The organism is Bradyrhizobium sp. JHI2711 (assembly GCF_056156565.1).
On record NZ_JBPZPT010000003.1, the window covers coordinates 544803 to 563547 of the forward strand.

Sequence of the window (18745 nt, forward strand, 5' to 3'; positions counted from 1 at the left end):
GTCATGAGCGCGCCATTCGTTCTGGCCGTTCCCTCCAAGGGCCGCCTGCAGGAGAACACTGAGGCCTTCTTTGCCCGTGCCGGCCTCAAACTGTCGAAGGCCGGCGGCGCCCGCGACTACCGCGGCACCATCGCAGGCCTCGACAATGTCGAGGTCGCCTATCTCTCGGCGAGCGAGATCGCCGCGCAATTGTCGCGCGGCTTCGCGCATCTCGGCGTCACCGGCGAAGACCTGGTGCGCGAGAACATCGCCGATGCCGACAAGCGCGTGTCGCTGATCGACGGGCTCGGCTTCGGCTATGCCGACGTCGTCGTCGCGGTGCCGCAGGCCTGGATCGACGTCCGCACCATGGCCGACCTTGACGACGTCACCACCGGCTTCCGCGAGCAGCATCACATGCGGATGCGGGTCGCGACCAAATTCGTCAACCTCACCCGCGGCTTCTTCCAGGCTCACGGCATCAGCGATTACCGCATCGTCGAAAGCGCGGGCGCCACCGAAGGCGCGCCGGCGGCCGGCAGCGCCGAGCTGATCGTCGATATCACCACGACCGGCGCGACGCTCGCGGCCAACGGCCTGCGGGTGCTCGATGACGGCGTGATCCTGCGCAGCCAGGCCAATCTGGTGGCCGCCAAGGAGGCCGACTGGTCGCCGCAGGCGCGCGAGACGGCGCGTGTCATCCTCGATCACATCGCAGCACGGGCGCGGGCCAACAAGTACCGCGAAGTCCGCACCCGCTTCCGCCAATGCGATGCCGCCCTGCTCGGGGAAGCCCACAGCCGGTTCGGCGTGGAGGCCCCGTTCGGCGGTCCGACCTCGTCAGGCATGCTGACCCTGCACTGCCCACCGGGGCAGCTCTACGCGCTGGCGAGCTTCCTGCGCGAGCATGGCGCCGAGACCGTCTCGGTGGTGTCGCTCGACTACGTGTTCGACCGCGAGAATCCGCTGTTCGCCAGGCTGGAGGCGTTCCTGCGGCGGTGAGCCCAAGGTTTGTTCAGCTTTGCGACAGCAAACGGCAGCTACCATATGCGGTTGAGAAGACCTAAACACCTCTGGAACCTTGATCGATGACGCTGGGCTCTGACGTATCCGGCATGACGACCACCGCAGCCAGCGCAGCCGCGAAGGGGCTGTCGATCGTCATCCCCGTCTACAACGAGGCGGCTGGCCTTGCCGGCCTGCATCAGCGCATCTGCGAGCTCGCCAAGACCCTGCGGCAGCGCTATCGCCTGTCCTGCGAAGTCGTCTATGTCGACGACGGCAGCAAGGATGCGACGCTGTCGATCGCGCGGTCATTGCCGGCCGACGCCATCGACGTCCAGGTGGTGTCGCTGTCGCGCAATTTCGGCAAGGAGGCCGCGCTGATGGCGGGGCTCGACCATGCCCGCCTCGGCGCGGTGATGTTCATGGACGGCGACGGCCAGCATCCGCCGGCGCTGGTCGAACAGCTGGTGCGGCACTGGATCGATGACGGCTATGACGTCGTCTATACCGCCAAGGCGCATCGCGACAACGAGTCCTTCCTGCGCCGGGTCGCGGTGCACGGCTTCTACGCGCTGATCAATTGGGGCGCCCGTCAGAAGATTCCGGAGGACGCCGGCGATTTCCGCCTGCTGTCGCCGCGCGCGGTCGCGGCGCTGAGGCAGCTGCCGGAACGCAACCGCTTCTTCAAGGGCCTCGCCAGCTGGATCGGTTTCCGCCAGATCCGCGTCGACTACGAGCCCGCAGCGCGTGCCCATGGCGTCACCACCTTCAACGCCGCGAGCCTGCTTGGCCTGTCGATCGAGGGCCTGACGTCCTTTTCAGTGGCGCCCTTGCGCTTCGCCAGCCTGCTCGGCGTCATTCTCGCAGGAGGCGCCTTCCTGTTCGGCCTTTCGATCCTCTGGGAAGTGTTCACGACCGGCAAGCAGGTGCCCGGCTATCCCTCGCTCGTGATCGGACTGATGACGATCGGCGGCGTGCAGCTCATCATGATCGGCATCGTCGGCGAATATATCGGCAAGATCCTCTCCGAGCTGAAGGCGCGCCCGATCTACTTCGTCGCCGAGCACAGCGAGAAGCATTCCGAAGCTGATGATGCCGCGAGCAGGACGGCAGCCGAATGAGCGTGGCCGCGAGCCCGCGGCGGATCTGGCTCTGCGCCGACGATTACGGCATCAGCCCGGGCGTCAACCGCGCCATTCGCGACCTGATCGAACGCGGCCGCCTCAATGCGACGTCGGTGATGATGGTGGGGCCCGCGATCGCGCGCGGCGACGTCGAGGCGCTGCAGGCTTCGGCAACGCAAAGCCCGCGTTGCGCGATCGGATTGCACGTGACGCTGTCGGCGCCGTTCCGGCCGCTCACCATGCATTTCCGCCCCTTGGACGGCGACATGTTCTTCGCCTTTCCCAAGCTGCTGCGCGCCGGACTGATGCGCCGGCTCGACCGTGAATTCATCCGCAACGAGGTGAAGGCACAGCTGGCCGCCTTCATGGACGCGTTCGGACGCGCCCCCGACTTCGTCGACGGTCACCAGCATGTGCAGCTCTTCCCGCAGGTGCGCGACGGTTTTGTCGATGCGGTCAACGAAGTCGCGCCGAACGCCTGGGTACGCCAAGGCGGCCGCGACCTGCCGCTGAAGCAACGGCTGGCCTCCCCAAAGGCCATGGTGCTCGATATCCTCAGCGCGCAATTCCGCCGCCGCGCCGGCAGTGCCGGCCTCAGCTTCAACCCCGGCTTCGCCGGCGCCTATGATTTCACACGCGCCGCCGATTTCGGCGCGCTGATGCGGCAATTCCTGGAGGGCCTCCCCGATGGCGGCCTCGTGATGTGCCATCCCGGCTTCGTCGATGATGTTCTCAGGGGCCTCGATCCGATGACCGACGTGCGCGAGCGCGAGCACGCCTATCTCGCGGGCGATGCGTTCGCGCACCTGCTGGCCGACAGCAAGGTGACACTGGAATGAACGGCGAAAAGCGGCCCAGAGGCAGCTTGTCGCATACCGAAATTTAATCCGGCCGGCACTGTTGGGGCCATAATGGAACCCTACATCTCCTCTCGCGCTTGGTTTGGCGCGAAGGAGACAGATCATGACGCCGCAGGAACGCCAGCTCGTCGACGACCTTTTTGACCGGCTTTCTAAGCTGGAGAATGCACAGCGCGATCCCGATGCGATCGCCGCGATCTCCGACGGGCTGCGCAAGGCGCCCGGCGCCATCTACGCGCTGGTGCAGACCACGCTGGTCCAGGACGAAGCGCTGAAGCGCGCCAATGCCCGCATCCAGGAGCTGGAAGCGGCCCACGCGCCCGAGCAGGCGCAGTCCGGCGGCTTCCTCGACACCATGCGCGACACATTGTTTGGCGGCGGCCCGTCCCGCGGCTCGGTGCCGAATGTGCCGCAGCGTGAGCAGCGTCCGGCTTGGAACACCGGCCAGGCGATGCCGCAAGGCCAGCCGGGTTACGGCGCGCCGCCTTACGGACAGGCTTACGGCCAAGGTCCGGGTCAGGGCGCTCCGCCGATCGGCGGTGGCGGCGGCTCGTTCCTCGGCACGGCGGCGGCGGCCGCAGCCGGCGTCGTCGGCGGCTCGCTGCTGCTCTCGAGCATCCGCGGCATGATGGGCGGATCGCACCAGCAGGGTTTTGGCGACAGCAACGCGCTCGGCGACCGCAGCGCTGGTGGAAGTCCTTGGGGCGGCGGCGATCAGTCCGGCGGGTCGCTGGCGCGCGAGGCCGGCCTCGATGACATCGGCTCGAACCGGGAATCCCGCCAGGGCTTCTTCGACCAGGCGTCGAACGAGCGCGACAACTACGACCAGAACTACGGCAACGATCACGACGACAGCTTCGACACGGCCGACAACAGCGATTTCGGCGGCGACGACGACGGCGGCAGCGATTACGCGTAGGCCATTCGACCGACAGATGTGGAACGGCCGCCTCCGGGCGGCCGATTTCTGTTCAAGCAGAGCTCAACGCAGTTCTGCTCTGCCACCACACGCCATGATGCCATTCGATATAATATGACTAGTACGTGCGTTGTCGGACAGCACCGTGCAGAACGTCACGAGGTGCGCCTGACTTCACCATGCCGGGCGAAATCGTCCTCCGACACACGCCGCCGTAGACTCCCGGATTTCCAAATTTGGACATGGGTGTTCAATTGGAAGAACACACTGCTTCTGCCACACATCGTGGCTGCCTCTCTTGGCTACAGTCGGGGGTTTTAAGAATGAGTTCACTTCAACAGCGCATCGCGACCCTGAGCGACGTCACGACCCATCTCATCACCGAATTGTACGAGTTGGAGGGACTGCACGAGCGCCTCAGGAAGGCAGAGCTGTCGGTGCGGCGGCTGAACCGCTCGGCTCGCGCACCGCATTCGGCTTCATCAGCTCGTCCTCGCCGCTCCGCTGTCCCTCGTCGCGGGTCGAGGCACCGTCAGCGGACGTAGGACTATTCAGGCGGACGTTTGGCGGCGGCAGCGTCCCTTCGACGCCGCGCATTTCGAGCCGACGCGGCACCCGGACTTGATCGCTCCATCGAGCGCATGACGCTTCACATCACCACGACCTTGGTGCCGACATTGACGCGGCCGTAGAGATCGATGACGTCCTCGTTGCGCATGCGGATGCAGCCGGAGGAGACGTTGGTGCCGATGGTCCAGGGCTCGTTGGAGCCGTGGATGCGATAGAGCGTCGATCCCAGATACATCGCACGGGCACCGAGCGGATTTTCCGGGCCGCCTTCCATGTGCCTGGGCAGATCGGGCCGGCGCGCGAGCATTTCCGCCGGCGGCGTCCAGTCCGGCCATTCGCGCTTGGCGGTGATCGATTTCACGCCGGACCAGGTGAAGCCGGGACGGCCGACGCCGATGCCGTAGCGCAATGCCCGGCCGTTGCCCTCGACGAGATAGAGGAACTTGTTCGGCGTATCGACCACGATCGTGCCGGGACTTTCCTTGCCGCTATAGTCAACGAGTTGTTTCTCGAATTTCGGATCGAACGGACGCTGCCGCGGATCGACCGGCTCCTGCTGGAGAGACGCGCCCTGCTGATATCCGCCCTGTTGATACCCGCCTTGCATCTGCGGCTCGCCCATCGGCGGCAGGCGCCGCTGGTCGTAATAGCCCGGCTGCTGCTGATACACCGGCTGCTCCGGCGCGTAGGCCGGGCCGCGGCCGGGGCCATCGCCGAACAGGAATTCGATGAAGCCGCCGCCCATGTTGGAATGGGACGCCATGCGCACCGGCGCCGGCGGCACGCGCGGCTGGTACAGCACTGCGGGCGGATCGTTCGGCACGCTGTTGTCGAAGGCGCCCGCGTCGTTCGCGCCGGCCATGAAGGTGCAAGCGCTGCCGAGCAGCGCGACAGACATTTTCTTGAACATCGACGTACTCTGTACTGTTTCGTCTAGATCACATGCGTCGTGGAGAGCCGGTGGCTGATCCGCGCTCTTCGACGTGGTCAATAAAAAGCAAAAGCCGTTTTGTTTGGTAAACGGACAGCGCGTTTGGATTCACCACGTCGCGAGCGCGCCTGCAATTTGGCGATCAGCGTTTATTTTCGATGAACGCCGCGCGGTGATGGTTAATCGCTTCTTTGCGCCGCGTCGCGCGCGGCCGATCAGCAGTTCCTGCTGTGAACTTCGTGTTAAATCGCTTCTGCCTACAAAGACGCGTGAGTGAGGTGGGGGGAGTATCCTGATGGCTGTTCACCGCAAGCGTTTTCGCGTCGAAGATATCGTCGGTGGCGAGATGCCCATTGTAGACGTAACTGAAGAGGCACTCCCGATGCATAGCGAGATCATGGCCGAGCTGCGCGCGATCCGCGCCCAGATGGCGAAGGGCATCGTCGCGGCCCCGCTGTCCGGCAGCGCTGCCATGGCGGCGATCGACGCCTCGACCGCGCACGAGCTTGCCGAAGCGCGCACCATGCTCGATACCTACCGGGCGCAGATCGAGCAGTGCGAGAAGCTGAAGGTCGAGCTCGACCTCATCCACGACGCCATCGACCGCACCAAGCGCGAGATCGCGACGCTGCACGGCAAGAGCTTCGACGGCGGCGAGATGGCCAAGGTCAACGGCGAGCTCGGCGCGGTGGTCGGCGGCACCGAGCAGGCGACCCAGCAGATCCTCGAAGCCGCGGAATCGATCGACCAGGCCGCCAGCGCGATGTCGAAGGTGGACTCGATCGATCAGCAGAAGCGCCTTGCCGACGACATCCAGGAACGCGTCATCTCGATCTTCGAAGCCTGCAACTTCCAGGACCTGACCGGCCAGCGCATCAGCAAGGTCATGGGCACGATGAAGTTCATCGAGCAGCACATCAACGCGATGATGGAGATCTGGGGCGGCGTCGACGCGATCAAGTCCCATGTGCCGGCGCCGGTCGACAACCGCACCGAGGACGAGAAGCTCCTCAACGGCCCCAAGCTCGCCGGCGACGTCGGCCACGCCTCGCAGGACGACATCGACGCGCTGTTCGACTGAGCGGCGACGACATCGGAATAACAAAAACGCCGGCGTTGGGCCGGCGTTTTTTGTTTTGGCCGGTGCAGATCGTGAACTCTTCTTCCCTTCTCCCCTTGTGGGAGAAGGTGGCGCGAAGCGCCGGATGAGGGGTTCTCTCGACTCGCAAGACCGTTCGTGAGGAGATAGACCCCTCACCCGTCTCGCCGCTACGCGGCGAGCCACCCTCTCCCAAGGGGAGAGGGTAAGAGACCGTCACGCCCTCGGCGCGCAGCGGACGTAGACCATGTTGCCGTAGCGGGTGCCGGCGTCCTTGTCGATGAAGCGGGTGATCATGACGCGACCGTCGAAGGAGACGATTTCGCGGTCCTGGTCGCCGGGGGTCGGGCCGGCCGGCCCGATGTAGTTCTTGCCGCTCGGCGAGCCCTTCAGCCGCAGCTCCTGCGGCGTCGCCTGGTCGGCGAGATGCATGATCACGCCACCGGAGGAACCGGCGGTGATCACGTAGGGGTTCCTGCATTGCTCACGCGCCATCTTCTCGGTGCGGGCGCGATCGGCCGGGTTCTGGAACGAGGCGAGGCCCCAGCGGCCGACGATCTCGTCGGCGCGGATGCTGGCGGGCATTTCCGGAGCGACGCCAGGTTCGGCTTCGGGCGGCGGCGGGGACGACGTGAGGGACGGCAGGTTGAAGCCGCCCCCGCAGGCGCCCAGCAGCAGCGCCAGACAAGAGGCGGCCGCCAGATTGGCAACCGTGCGCGCGTGAGCCGAACTGATCATGGCATTCCCCCGAACAAGACCATGGCCGCACCCCTCCCGCAGCCAAGCGCAAAACCGCTGCCGGAGCAATGACGTCGTTCTTTACGGCGACGCCCCGAGCGAGTTTCCAATGCCACCATCCTATATCCGCCTCAACAATCGCTTAACCACCTTTGCTTGACAGGATCGCGGCCAAGCCATATTTCCGGACCCACTATTAGCACTCGGAAAGCCCGATTGCTAAGCGCGCCGTTCGATCCTCGACGAGAGGGGGACGGAAGCGCCGCCCCACCGACCCCACTACTTCCGAAGCGAGCCTCCAAAGGGAAACGTCATGGCTAAATCCAAATTTCGTCCGCTGCATGACCGTGTCGTGGTCAAACGTATCGACGCCGAGGAAAAGACCAAGGGCGGCATCATCATTCCGGACACGGCCAAGGAAAAGCCGTCCCAGGGCGAGATCGTCGCCGTCGGCCCCGGCGGCCGCGACGAGACCGGCAAGCTGATCCCGATCGACCTCAAGGTCGGCGACCGCGTGCTGTTCGGCAAGTGGTCGGGCACCGAGGTCAAGATCGACAACGAAGAGCTCCTGATCATGAAGGAGTCGGACATCATGGGCGTGCTGGCCTAAGGCCGTCCGCCTGAACAGCCGCTGAATGTCATGCCCGGATCCAGGCGATCCGGGCATCCATCGTTCCGCCGCACGGCACAAGACAACACACATCACATAACACGAGGGATTGCAGACCATGGCTGCCAAAGACGTCAAGTTTTCCGGAGACGCGCGCGATCGCATGCTGCGCGGCGTCGACGTTCTCGCCAACGCCGTCAAGGTGACGCTCGGCCCGAAGGGCCGCAACGTCGTCATCGAGAAGAGCTTCGGCGCCCCCCGCATCACTAAGGACGGCGTCACGGTCGCCAAGGAGATCGAGCTCGAGGACAAGTTCGAGAACATGGGCGCCCAGATGGTGCGTGAGGTCGCCTCCAAGACCAACGACCTCGCCGGCGACGGCACCACCACCGCGACCGTGCTGGCCCAGGCCATCGTGCGCGAAGGCGCCAAGGCGGTCGCCGCCGGCATGAACCCGATGGATCTCAAGCGCGGCATCGACACCGCGGTTGCCGCCGTCATCAAGGACATCGAGAAGCGCGCCAAGCCGGTCGCCGCCTCCTCCGAGGTCGCCCAGGTCGGCACCATCTCGGCCAACGGCGATGCCGCCATCGGCAAGATGATCGCCCAGGCGATGCAGAAGGTCGGCAACGAGGGCGTCATCACCGTCGAGGAGAACAAGTCGCTCGAGACCGAGGTTGATATCGTCGAGGGCATGAAGTTCGACCGCGGCTATCTCAGCCCCTACTTCGTCACCAATGCCGAGAAGATGACCGCCGAGCTCGAGGACGCCTACATCCTCCTGCACGAGAAGAAGCTCTCTGGCCTGCAGGCCATGCTGCCGGTGCTGGAAGCCGTGGTGCAGTCGGGCAAGCCGCTCGTCATCATCGCCGAGGACGTCGAGGGCGAGGCGCTGGCCACCCTGGTCGTCAACCGGCTCCGCGGCGGCCTCAAGGTCGCGGCCGTCAAGGCGCCGGGCTTCGGTGACCGCCGCAAGGCCATGCTGGAGGACATCGCGATCCTGACCGGCGGCCAGCTGATCTCCGAGGAGCTCGGCATCAAGCTCGAGAACGTCACGGTGAAGATGCTCGGCCGCGCCAAGAAGGTGGTGATCGACAAGGAGAACACCACGATCGTCAACGGCGCCGGCAAGAAGCCCGACATCGAGGCCCGCGTCGGCCAAATCAAGGCCCAGATCGAGGAGACCACCTCGGACTACGACCGCGAGAAGCTGCAGGAGCGCCTCGCCAAGCTCGCCGGCGGCGTCGCGGTGATCCGCGTCGGCGGCGCCACCGAGATCGAGGTCAAGGAGAAGAAGGACCGCGTCGAGGACGCGCTCAACGCCACCCGCGCCGCGGTTCAGGAAGGCATCGTCCCGGGCGGCGGCGTCGCGCTGCTCCGCGCCAAGAAGGCGGTCGGCCGTCTCACCAACGCCAATGACGACGTCCAGGCCGGCATCAACATCGTGCTGAAGGCGCTGGAAGCCCCGATCCGCCAGATCTCCGAGAACGCCGGCGTGGAAGGCTCGATCGTGGTCGGCAAGATCCTGGAGAACAAGTCCGAGACCTTCGGCTTCGACGCCCAGAACGAGGACTATGTCGACATGGTCGAGAAGGGCATCATCGATCCCGCCAAGGTGGTGCGCACCGCGCTGCAGGACGCCTCTTCCGTGGCCGGCCTCTTGGTGACTACCGAAGCCATGGTCGCCGAGATGCCGAAGAAGGAAGCTCCGCCCGCGATGCCCCCCGGCGGCGGCATGGGCGGCTTCTAAGCCTTCCGTTCCGTGACAGAGTTGCGAAGGCCGCCTCCGGGCGGCCTTCTTTTTTGCCGACCCTGCCCGTTTCGCTTTCCGATTCAACCAGCGGCCAAAACCCACTACGGTGGCGCGCCGATTCTGATTGTTTGGGCATGATCCTAGAGACCGCTTCACGCTTTCCGGATCATGGCCGTTGCGCGAGGATGTCATCGATGCGTGCGCTTCTGGTTTGCTCCACGGCCGTTCTGGCCCTGCTCGCCGTTCCACCGCAGGCCTCCGCCCAGATGAAGCTGTCGCCGAAGGCGACCGCGCCGGGGGGAACCGAGACGCGCTATTTCACCGCGATGGACGGGCTGATGGACGGCAATGCCGACGTGATCCTGAAGGAGACGCGCCAGGGCAAGACGCTGAGCGCGGCGGTGCTCGACGTCTGCTACCCCATCGCGAAGAACTCCGACCGCAAGGACCGCTTCGTCGTCAACCTCCAGGTCGCCGGCCAAACGCTGACCGGAACGACGCAGAGCATCAGTGAGAAGTCGCCGGTCAGCGTCAAGCTGACGCGCAAGCAGTCCGGCGACATGTTCGAGTTCCGCGGCCAGATCGCGATTGGCCAGGCGGTGACCGAAGTGACCTCGCCGGACAATTCCGATCTCAGCGAAAAGGAATTCCTGGACAGTCAGACCTCCGACGACGGCATCACGCCGCAGCCGAAGGATTTCACCGACGTCTCGCCGGAAGCGATCGCGGTCAAGGTCAAGCTCGACGCCGCGACCGACTTCCTGAAGAGCCTGAAGGGCCAGGAGGTCGAGGTGACGCTGGCGAGCCTCAATGTCGGCTGCGACGCGCTGCGCGCGGGCGAGCAGACCATCACCATGTCGGTCGATCCCGAGCGCGCCGGCGCGCTGCTGGCGAAGTTCAAGGCAATGCCGGGCGTCACCGCCGCAGGCTGGACCGCGGGCATGACCGAGATGGACCGCACCATCCGCTTCCCTGCGGCCGACTGGCGCGAGGGCGACAAGATCAACAAGGGCAAGCTTGCAACGGCGGTGGCGAGCGTGCTGAGCAGGACGCTCGCAGCAAAGCCGGTCACGCAAAACTTCAACCCGGCCACCGGCAGGCTCAAGCTGGTGTTCAAGCGGCCGAACCAGGACTTCCCGGCGCTCGAGCTCACCGACACGATCGAGGTTGCAGGCCTGGTCTCGCCCGACAAGCCGGGCACCACCGACAAGCTCATGCTCTGGATCGGCAGCCCGGCGACCACGACGGCCGACGAGGGCAGCGGTGCCAGGCTCAATCTGTCCGACGATGCCAGCCTCGACGAAGAAGGCGATCTGCCCGACGACAACGGCTCGATCGAGGCGCTCGTCAAGGAGCTGAAGGGCCAGCGCTGGGACGCCGACAAGTCGGTGTGGAAGTAGGCTGAGACAGCCACCGCTGTCATCGCCCGGCTTGACCGGGCGATCCAGTACTCCGAGACAGCAGCGATGGAATCGATAGGCTGCGGCGTACTGGATTCCCCGCCTTCGCGGGGAATGACAGAGGCCTAATTCCCCGTCGTCCTGAAGCGCAGCGGCTTCGGGCCGATCAGCGTCAGGACGTCGCCCTGGCGCTTCCAGGTCTCGACGCTGCCGAGGGCTGCGACGAGCTCGTCGTCGGCCTGCGCTCTCGCCGGCGGACAGTTGCGGTTCTGGATCTGGCCGGGCACGAAGATCACGGTGTTGCCGGCGACCGAGAACTGGCCCTTGCCGCCCTTGCACCAGAGCTCCAGCACGACCTCGCCATTGTCGCCGATCTCGATGTTGGGAATCCGCTTCGAGCCTGCCTGCGGCAACGCCTCCAGCGTCATCTCGGTGCCGAACGGAAACCCCTCCTGGGCACGCGCGTGTGTGGACATCGCGAACATTGCAACCGCCGCACACACCAATCGCTGGAACGAAACCATGAGACCTCTCGACCGACCTGACTTGCCGCACCTTCTATGAGACGGCGGGGGCGTTGAGAAGGTTCGCGCATGGTCGATGCAGGCGCACCGGCACGGCGAAGCCCGGGGCGCCTTCGAAGACCACGCCGAACGAGAAAGCGATCGGCAGCCAGTTGCAGCCGCGGCGCGAAGTTCTCGCGCATCCGGCGGTTCCCGGCCGCTCACAAGGTCGCGAAATCCCGGAGCACCCTGCCCCGCACCGGCGGGCACCATGCTAGGGTTGCTGGCTGCGACAATCCAACGCAAATTGCAGAACTTGCGACTTTAGTCTAAGCGCGCCCATTTCCGCCATCGCCTCAGCTATTTGGCTCTGGGCATCGTGCACATCCCCTGAGGAGATCCAGCTCTGTGAACAACATCCGCGCCACGCTCGCGATCGTCTGGCGAATCGCCATCCCTTATTTCCGGTCAGAGGACAAATGGGCCGGCCGCGGCCTGCTCGCCGCGGTGATCGTGATCGAACTGCTGCTGGTCGCCATCGATGTGCTCGTGAACCAATGGTACAGCCGCTTCTACAACTATCTCCAGGAGCGCGACTGGAACGGCTTCGTCTGGGAGCTGGGCGTCTTCACACTGCTCGCGAGCGCCAGCGTCGCGCTTTCCGTCTACCAGCTCTATCTCAATCAGTGGCTCCAGATTCGCTGGCGGCAATGGCTGACGCGTCACTATCTGGGCGAATGGCTGAATAGCGCGACCCACTATCGGATGCAGCTCAAGGGCGATGCGGCCGACAACCCGGACCAACGCATCACCGACGACGTCAGGAGTTTCGTCGAGCAGACTCTCAATATCGGCATCGGGCTGCTCTCCTCGATCGTCACGCTGCTCTCGTTCGTGGTCATTCTGTGGGGGCTGTCGAACGCGGCACCGCTGCATATCTCGGGCCTCGACTTTCCCATCCCCGGCTATTTGGTGTGGGCGGCGCTCGTCTACGCGATCTTCGGCACCGCGCTCACGCACTGGATCGGTTCGCCTCTGGTCAATCTCAACTTCGAGCAGCAGCGCTACGAGGCCGACTTCCGCTTCAACCTCGTCCGCGTGCGCGAGAACTCCGAACAGATCGCACTGCTCAAGGGCGAAGGCGCCGAACGCGAACGACTGCTGCACCGCTACGGCTATGTCGTCGGCAATTGGTACGCGATCATGAGCCGGACCAAGCGTCTGACTGCTTTCACGGCGAGCTATTCCCAAGCCGCCGTGATCTTCCCCTTCATCCTCACCGCGCCTGCCTATTTTGCCGGTAAGATTCAACTTGGAGGGATGGTGCAGACCGGCTCCGCCTTCGGCAGCGTGCAGAAGGCCCTGTCCTTCTTCGTGAGCGCCTACCGATCCCTGGCCGAATGGCGTGCGGTGGTTGCCCGTCTCGATGGCTTCGAGATGTCGGTCGCCTCGGCGGTCAATCTGCCGGCGCATGAGCCTGCCATCGCGCTGGAGGTCGCCGGCCGCCATATCGACCTCGAGCAGCTCTGCGTGAACCTGCCCAACGGCACGCCGCTGGTGGCCGCGAAGGCCTTCACCATTCAGGCCTCGGAGCGCGTGCTGGTGACCGGACCGTCCGGCTCCGGCAAGTCCACGCTGTTCCGGGCCATCGCCGGCATCTGGCCGTTCGGCACCGGCACGGTTGTGGTCCCGGAAAAGGCAAAGCTGATGATGCTGCCGCAGCGGCCCTATTTCTCGGTCGGTGTGTTGCGCGATGCCGTGGTCTATCCGGCAGCGCCGGGCGCGTTCGACGCCGCGCAGGTCCGCGAGGCCCTGATCGCGGTCGGGCTGCCCGATCTCGCCGAGCGGCTGGACGAGGACGGCCACTGGAACAGGATGCTCTCGCTCGGCGAGCAGCAGCGTCTCGGGCTAGCGCGCGCGCTGCTGCATGCGCCGGACTATCTGTTCCTGGACGAAGCCACCGCCTCGCTCGACGAGCCGTCGGAAGCCCGGCTCTACCGGCTGCTGGCGGAGAGACTGCCGCAGGCCACCATCGTCTCGATCGGCCACCGCTCGACGCTCGATGTCTTCCACACCCGCAAGGTGGCGCTGGTGAAGGACGGTGCGATCCACGTCGTCGGCGGCGAGCGGACTGCGGCGGAGCCGAGCGCCGCGCGCTGAGGCGAGCGCTGGGTAGCCGCTGATCATCAAGTTCGAGTCGTCACTCCATACACGCGTCAAGCCCGGCCATGACGGCGTGGAGAAAAGCAAAAGGGCGGCAGGTTGCCCTGCCGCCCTCGCGAAGTCGTTCGGGAAGAAGCTTACTTCAGATTGCTCATCGCCGTCAGGTCGAACGAGAGCTTGGCCACGCCGGCCGCGCTGCACCAGTTGGAGCCGAAACCGCCCGGGTTGATGGGGGTGAAGCTTCCGGTGAACTTCGCGGTGTGATCGCTGGTCAAGGCGTTGCAGTCGCCCTTGTTCAGGTCGGTGTCGTGATAGCGCAGATCGAGCGTGAACACCTTGTAGGTGAAGCCGACGCCGACGTTCCAGGTGTTGTAGCTCGGCTCCTTGATGCCGTTCGCATAAACCGGATCGCCCGCGATGCCGTAGAAGATGTCGGAAGTGCCGAACCACTGCCGGCCGAACTCACCCGACACGTACATGCCGACGCCGCTGGCACCGAAGATTGTGCTCGGGGCGGTCCACTTGGCCGTGATCGAGGCGTAATTGCCCCAGGCGCCGAGGTTCAGGAAGTTCGGCGAGTAGTACTCGTTGAAGCCGACCGTCCACTGGTCGTTGATGACGACGTTCAGCTTGGCGTAGGCTTCGAAGAAGCTGGCGTCCTTCTTGGCGAAGTTGCCGTTGATCGGAAGGCCGATTGCCCCCTGCGAGTAATCGATGTCGCCGCCACAATTGCCCTGAGCCAATGTGTACTGCGAGCCGAAGCATTGTCCGCCCGGATAGAGGTAGCCCCAAAGACCGAAGTCGAAGGCGAACATGCCGAAGGTCGGGCGGATACCGCCGTAGAAGTCGACTTCCGCCGCAGCGCGGTTCGGGAAGGAGATGCTCGAGGCGGACGTACCGACGTAGAGCTGCAAGTCCTTGGTGACGTTGTAGCGAGGCTCGAAATAGGCCGTGACGGCCGGCTTATGGTTCGACTGGGTGATGCCGCGGAAGACGTAATCGCTCATGATGCCGCCGCCGAAGGCGATATCCCAAGGATCGAACGCCGGGGGCGGCGGGGCTTTCAATGCCTTCACGCGCAGATCTGCCGCGAACGCCGAACCCGTCGTCACCATTGCCAGCGCCGTTGCCAACAAAGCCACTTTTTTCATTTCGATCCCCATCTACCCGTTCTTACTTAGCAGTCGCCCCCGGAAGCCCCCCGGGGCATGCGGCCTACCTGCAAAATTGCGTCACTGCGGCAATTTGGATCGATGGACAGGAACCGTGAAGCAAAAAGCACGGGCATCTGCCGACTTTTTAGGCGTTTTGACGAATTCACGAAAGGTTGTCAGGCTGTGTGGCTTCTCGATCACATTATTTGCATTCCAAGGTGCAGTGCAGACCCGTGTAAACCCGGGGATCGCCAGGCGGCGTGACACCTTCGCTACGAATCAGGGTGGGCCCGGAGCGCCAGCCGCCAAGGGCGGCTTCCGCGATGCAAAAAGGCCGCAGCACCGGGGTGCCGCGGCCTTCTCGTTACAATCCCAAGTAACAATCCCAAGTAACAATCCCGAGTGACAGTCCGAAGGCGATGAGAGACCGCCTTCCTAGCCCTGCCCCTCGGCCGGCGCCGCTTCCGCAGAAGACGAAGGCATCGCCCAGCTTGTCTCGGCGGGCGCGGGAGTCTCCGCCGGTGCCGACGGCTTCGGAGCAGGCGCTGCCTTCGCCTTCTTCGGTGCCGCCTTCTTCGCGGCCTTCTTCGGAGCAGCCTTCTTGGCCGCCGACTTCTTTGCGGTCGTCTTGGCAGCCTTCTTCGGGGCGGCCTTCTTGGCAGATTTCTTGGCAGACTTCTTGGCGGTCTTCTTGGCCGCCTTCTTCTTCGTCGCCTTCTTCGCGGACTTCTTCGCCGCTACGGCCTTCTTGGCCTTTTTGGCCTTCTTGCTTTTCTTCTTCTTCGCTTTCGCCATCGTGGTCCTCCTGTTGCCGCCGAACAATGCTTGATCGGGCGTCTTCAGTCGTCACCTCGGGAGGACAGTTCGGGCTCCTGAAAGCTCAAACCTGCGCGTTCAGTGCCGGCCGCGCCCCGCCCGTCGCCCAATCGAGAAGCTCAATCGTGTGTACGACCGGAACTGACGTGCCACTGGCAATCTGCACCATGCAGCCGATATTGCCCGCGGCAATCATGTCCGGCTTGACGCTCGCGATGTTGGCGACCTTGCGATCACGCAACCGACCCGCAAGCTCGGGCTGGAGAATGTTGTAGGTCCCCGCCGAACCGCAACACAAATGGCTCTCGGGCACATCTTTCACCACGAATCCATTCTTGGAAAGCAATTCTTTCGGAAGGCCTGTGATTTTCTGTCCATGCTGCAACGAACACGCGGAGTGATAGGCGACGACGATGTCGTCCGCTCGCGCCGCCGTCGCAAGCTCGAGGCCGGCGACGTATTCGGTGATGTCCTTGGCAAGCGCCGAGACCCTCGCAGCATCGGCCGCGAACGCTGTGTCCTCGCGCAGGAGATAGCCGTAATCCTTGATTACCGTGCCGCAGCCGGAGGTCGTCACCAGGATGGCATCGAGCCCCTCGCCGACCATTTCCTTCCGCCACGCCGCGACGTTGGCGCGAGCCCGCGCCAGCGCATCCTGGTCGTTGCCGAGGTGATGGGTCAGCGCGCCACAGCATTGCTCGTCCCTGACAAGGACGACCTCGATGCCGTGGCGGGTCAGGAGACTGATGGCGGCCTGGTTGATGCGCGGCGCCAGCACCTGCTGGGCGCAGCCCTGGAGCAGTGCCACACGGCCGCGCTTCTTGCCCAGCGCCGCGAACACGCTGCCGGCGGCGGGTCCTGCGGGCGGCAGCCGGTCCGGCGCCAGCGCCAGCATCGCCTTGATGCGCTGGATCAAGCCCGGCGTCGCCGCAGGCCGGGGTGTCGGCAGCAAGACGCCGAGCGGACGGGCGAGCCGCGCCAGCCACATACTGACGCGAAAGCGCTGCGGGTCCGGCAAGACGAAGGCCAGCACCTGGCGCAGCAGCCGCTCGGTCAGCGGCCGCCGATAGCGCTGCTCGATTTGCACCCGGGCCTGATCGACCAGGTGCATGTAGTTCACGCCCGAGGGGCAGGTCGTCATGCAGGCAAGGCACGACAGGCAACGGTCGATATGCTTGACCACGTCGGCGGTCGGCGCCTGGTCCTTCTCCAGCATCTCCTTAATCAGATAGATGCGGCCGCGCGGGCTATCGAGCTCGTCGCCGAGCAGCACATAGGTCGGGCAGGTTGCGGTGCAGAAGCCGCAATGGACGCAGGCGCGCAGGATCTTGTCGGCTTCCGCGATATCGGGGTCGGCGAGCTGCGCGAGTGAGAATTCGGTCTTCATCAGCCAGCGCTCCGCGTGAGCCGCCCCCGGTTGAGAATGATCTTCGGATCGAAGCTGGCGCGCACCCGCTCGCTCAGCGCGGCAATCCCCGGCGCCTGCGGATGGAACACGTCGACCTCGCGCCTGACATCATCAGTCGCCCGGATCAGCGTGGCATGCCCGCCGGCCGCGTTCGCGTGCGCACGCACCGCCGGGGCATGCGCGTCCGGCTTCGGCGGGAGCGCCGCCCAGATCAGGCCGCCGCCCCAATCGTAGATCACATCGCCCCCCGTCTCGCGCGCCAGCTGCGTGCCCAGCGCCGCGCCCGAGGCCGGCGGGCAGACGATCCGCCAGACCGGCCAGGCGCCGAGCGCGCCGCTCGCCGCGAACGGCAGCACGTCGCGGATCGCGCTCCACAGGGCCGTGGATGCCACGTCCTCGATCAGCGTCGCGGTTCCAAACGGCGCCAGCAATTGGCGCAGCGAGCCGGCGCGGTGCGCAGCGGACGCGGTGATGCCCTCGAGCCGCAGCACGGTCAGCGCCTCGGCCTCGCCTTGGCCCGCAATGTCGCCCAGCCCCTCGGTCCCGGCCCGGAGTGCGGATTTCGGCAGATGCGCGGCGGCGGAGACGTCGAAGGGCGAGCCCAGCGCCGCAGTCATGGCCTTGTTGGCGGCGGCATCATCTAACCCGCGCAGCAACAGCGTCCGCTCGGCCTCGGGCTTGGGCATCACCTTGAGCGTGACCTCGGTCATCACCGACAGCGTGCCCCAGGACCCCGCCAGCAGCTTGCAGAGGTCGTAGCCGGTGACGTTCTTCACCACCTTGCCGCCGGTCTTGAAGCTGTCGCCGAAACCCGAGACGGCATGCGCGCCGAGCAGGTGGTCGCGCGCTCCGCCCGCCCGGATCCGCCGCGGCCCGGCGAGCCCTGCCGCGATCATGCCGCCGATGGTGCCTGTTGCCGTCGTGCCGAGCAGCGGGGCGGTGTTTACAGGCTCGAAGGCGAATTGCTGGTTCTTGGCGTCGATCAGCGCCAGCACGTCGGCCAGCGGCGCGCCGGCCTGGAGCGTGATGATGAGCTCGCTCGGCTCGTAGGCGGTGACGGCATTGAGCGCGGAGACGTCGAGCACGGCGTTGGTCGCCATGGCGTGGCCGATGCCGCGCTTGCCGCCATGGCCGATGATCTCGAGCGGCTGCTCGCTCGCGATCGCCGCGCGCACCACCTCTTCGACGTCTTTGGCGTCTCTGACCTTGAGCGTATCCACGGGAAAAGGCGGTAGCGAAATTCGCGCAGGAAATCAATTCGACCCACGACGGAACGTCGGGCCGTTCGGCGACATTCGAACTACGATCTTCATCGAACCATTGTCGCCCAGAGCTGCGCTATCGAATGGAGCATTCTCAGGGAGCTCCATCATGACCGAACAGGCAATGAATCAACAGACCGGCCACCCGGCCATCGGCGGCGGACTTCTCGTCGTGGCGCAATGGGAAGCAAAGGCCGAAGAGGTCGACCGGGTTGCTGAAATCCTGCGCGGCTTCCTCCCTCAGGCGCAGCGCGAGCCAGGCGTCAAGCTGTTCCTGATCTCGCGCGCCAAGGACAATCCGGCCCAGTTCCTCTTCTACGAGTTGTTCCGCGACGAAGCCGCCTTCAGGGCCCACCAGGAGAGCGCGCATTTCAAGAGCTACATCGCGGAACAGGCGCTGCCGCTGCTCGCCAGGCGCGAACGCGCGCAATACACCTTGCTGTGAATGATC

Annotated in this window: 17 protein-coding genes; 10 read left to right on the forward strand and 7 right to left on the reverse strand. The window is 65.1% G+C overall.

What is annotated here, in order from left to right; translation table 11 throughout:
* Positions 1 to 3: 3 nt before the first annotated feature.
* The 4 genes from hisG (at position 4) to ACTEK7_RS24885 (ending at position 3887) form a co-directional block, all read left to right on the forward strand.
* On the forward strand, positions 4 to 981 hold the full coding sequence (gene hisG, locus ACTEK7_RS24870; protein WP_036014272.1) for an ATP phosphoribosyltransferase: 978 nt from the start codon (positions 4 to 6) through the stop codon (positions 979 to 981).
* Positions 982 to 1067: 86 nt separating this feature from the next.
* The gene (locus tag ACTEK7_RS24875) at positions 1068 to 2105 is read left to right on the forward strand and encodes a glycosyltransferase family 2 protein (protein ID WP_036014274.1); all 1038 of its coding nucleotides are present in this window, start codon (positions 1068 to 1070) and stop codon (positions 2103 to 2105) included.
* The gene (locus tag ACTEK7_RS24880; RefSeq protein ID WP_225147339.1) at positions 2102 to 2947 is read left to right on the forward strand and encodes a ChbG/HpnK family deacetylase; all 846 of its coding nucleotides are present in this window, start codon (positions 2102 to 2104) and stop codon (positions 2945 to 2947) included. The genes ACTEK7_RS24875 and ACTEK7_RS24880 overlap by 4 nt, the downstream gene beginning before the upstream one ends.
* A gap of 124 nt (positions 2948 to 3071) precedes the next feature.
* On the forward strand, positions 3072 to 3887 hold the full coding sequence (locus ACTEK7_RS24885) for a DUF2076 domain-containing protein (protein WP_036014279.1): 816 nt from the start codon (positions 3072 to 3074) through the stop codon (positions 3885 to 3887).
* A gap of 649 nt (positions 3888 to 4536) precedes the next feature.
* Here ACTEK7_RS24885 and ACTEK7_RS24890 read toward each other — a convergent pair.
* A complete protein-coding gene (locus ACTEK7_RS24890) occupies positions 4537 to 5367 on the reverse strand; it encodes a L,D-transpeptidase (RefSeq protein WP_225147338.1) in 831 nt (276 codons plus the stop codon).
* Positions 5368 to 5683: 316 nt separating this feature from the next.
* Between ACTEK7_RS24890 and ACTEK7_RS24895 the strand changes: the two genes are divergently transcribed.
* Positions 5684 to 6469, forward strand: a complete 786-nt coding sequence (locus tag ACTEK7_RS24895) for a protein phosphatase CheZ (protein WP_225147337.1) — start codon at positions 5684 to 5686, stop codon at positions 6467 to 6469.
* A gap of 234 nt (positions 6470 to 6703) precedes the next feature.
* Here ACTEK7_RS24895 and ACTEK7_RS24900 read toward each other — a convergent pair whose 3' ends face one another.
* Complete coding sequence (locus ACTEK7_RS24900) at positions 6704 to 7225, reverse strand: hypothetical protein (RefSeq protein WP_036014287.1); 522 nt, start codon at positions 7223 to 7225, stop codon at positions 6704 to 6706.
* 313 nt (positions 7226 to 7538) lie between these two features.
* Here ACTEK7_RS24900 and ACTEK7_RS24905 point away from each other — a divergent pair, with 313 nt between their 5' ends.
* From ACTEK7_RS24905 to ACTEK7_RS24915, 3 genes are all read left to right on the forward strand, one after another.
* Positions 7539 to 7835: a co-chaperone GroES gene (locus ACTEK7_RS24905; protein ID WP_008544107.1), complete on the forward strand. Its 297-nt coding sequence runs from the start codon at positions 7539 to 7541 to the stop codon at positions 7833 to 7835.
* A gap of 118 nt (positions 7836 to 7953) precedes the next feature.
* Complete coding sequence (gene groL, locus ACTEK7_RS24910; RefSeq protein ID WP_036014289.1) at positions 7954 to 9585, forward strand: chaperonin GroEL; 1632 nt, start codon at positions 7954 to 7956, stop codon at positions 9583 to 9585.
* A gap of 197 nt (positions 9586 to 9782) precedes the next feature.
* Entirely contained in the window at positions 9783 to 10988 is a 1206-nt protein-coding gene (locus ACTEK7_RS24915; protein ID WP_225147336.1) for a hypothetical protein, read from the forward strand.
* A 125-nt stretch (positions 10989 to 11113) separates the two neighbouring features.
* Here the strand turns inward: ACTEK7_RS24915 and ACTEK7_RS24920 are convergent, their stop codons facing one another.
* Positions 11114 to 11512, reverse strand: a complete 399-nt coding sequence (locus ACTEK7_RS24920) for an META domain-containing protein (protein WP_057027626.1) — start codon at positions 11510 to 11512, stop codon at positions 11114 to 11116.
* A 387-nt stretch (positions 11513 to 11899) separates the two neighbouring features.
* On the opposite strand from ACTEK7_RS24920, the gene ACTEK7_RS24925 reads away from it, so the two are divergent.
* Positions 11900 to 13651, forward strand: coding sequence for an ABC transporter ATP-binding protein/permease (locus ACTEK7_RS24925; RefSeq protein WP_225147335.1), 1752 nt, complete (start codon positions 11900 to 11902; stop codon positions 13649 to 13651).
* Positions 13652 to 13791: 140 nt separating this feature from the next.
* Here ACTEK7_RS24925 and ACTEK7_RS24930 read toward each other — a convergent pair whose 3' ends face one another.
* From ACTEK7_RS24930 to ACTEK7_RS24945, 4 genes are all read right to left on the reverse strand, one after another.
* Positions 13792 to 14805 (reverse strand): TorF family putative porin, encoded by a 1014-nt coding sequence (locus ACTEK7_RS24930; protein WP_036027050.1) that lies wholly within the window; start codon positions 14803 to 14805, stop codon positions 13792 to 13794.
* Between the two features lie 438 nt (positions 14806 to 15243).
* Positions 15244 to 15603, reverse strand: a complete 360-nt coding sequence (locus tag ACTEK7_RS24935) for a hypothetical protein (protein ID WP_036039910.1) — start codon at positions 15601 to 15603, stop codon at positions 15244 to 15246.
* An 85-nt stretch (positions 15604 to 15688) separates the two neighbouring features.
* Complete coding sequence (gene glcF, locus ACTEK7_RS24940; protein WP_225147334.1) at positions 15689 to 17011, reverse strand: glycolate oxidase subunit GlcF; 1323 nt, start codon at positions 17009 to 17011, stop codon at positions 15689 to 15691.
* Positions 17011 to 18252: an FAD-binding protein gene (locus tag ACTEK7_RS24945; protein ID WP_225147333.1), complete on the reverse strand. Its 1242-nt coding sequence runs from the start codon at positions 18250 to 18252 to the stop codon at positions 17011 to 17013. Before ACTEK7_RS24945 ends, glcF begins: the two co-directional genes overlap by 1 nt.
* 151 nt (positions 18253 to 18403) lie before the next feature.
* On the opposite strand from ACTEK7_RS24945, the gene ACTEK7_RS24950 reads away from it, so the two are divergent.
* Positions 18404 to 18739: a putative quinol monooxygenase gene (locus ACTEK7_RS24950; RefSeq protein ID WP_225147332.1), complete on the forward strand. Its 336-nt coding sequence runs from the start codon at positions 18404 to 18406 to the stop codon at positions 18737 to 18739.
* Positions 18740 to 18745 lie beyond the last annotated feature (6 nt).